Genomic DNA, 548 nt, shown 5'->3' on the forward strand with positions numbered 1-548 from the left:
TAGAGAAGCGGCAACTTCCCCAATCTCTTCGATCGTTTTTAACATTTGCTTGCTGGAATCAGCTTGATCCAATCCCTTATCTTTAGCCCACTGCTCTACTTTTGTGATTAGTTCGTCCATTATTTCTCCTCCTCAATCTCACATGCCTGTTCAAACTGTCTAGTGATGTTTTCTAACGCTTTTTTGTACTCGATAATACTTTTTATCGTTCTTTCTTCACTTAACACGTAATCGCGTTGTATCGCCTTTAAACACGATGAGACCGTTTGAAAGTATCCGATATCTGCTCGTGATTCTTCTTTTGCTTCGGTGTAGCGAATGTTTCCTTCCTCATCTCGTCTTACCTTCGATAAGACAATGTTTCTAGAATCACTGGTAATTCGATAATCTTCGATTCTCATGTCTAGCATTTTTTCTCCTCCACATACCTAAACTGTCGTCCTTTTGAATCAATCCATAAGCTCCTAGCTCTATCCCAAATAATGTTTTTGCTTAATCCAGTAATTTCAGATAACTGTTCAGCAGTACCTGTTACTAGAATCCGATCA

Annotated in this window: 1 protein-coding gene; it reads right to left on the reverse strand. The window is 38.9% G+C overall.

Annotation, left to right across the window (positions count from 1 at the left end; all coding sequences use genetic code 11):
• Nucleotides 1–119: 119 nt before the first annotated feature.
• Nucleotides 120–410: a hypothetical protein gene (locus FCS21_RS17600; RefSeq protein WP_002321686.1), complete on the reverse strand. Its 291-nt coding sequence runs from the start codon at nucleotides 408–410 to the stop codon at nucleotides 120–122.
• Between the last annotated feature and the right edge of the window lie 138 nt (nucleotides 411–548).

The organism is Colwellia ponticola (genome assembly GCF_005885605.1).
GTDB classification, from domain to species: domain Bacteria; phylum Pseudomonadota; class Gammaproteobacteria; order Enterobacterales; family Alteromonadaceae; genus Colwellia; species Colwellia ponticola.

Excerpts from the sequence above, each read along its gene's own strand:
- FCS21_RS17600 (WP_002321686.1), bottom strand. The coding sequence starts at position 410 with ATGCTAGACATGAGAATCGAAGATTATCGAATTACCAGTGATTCTAGA.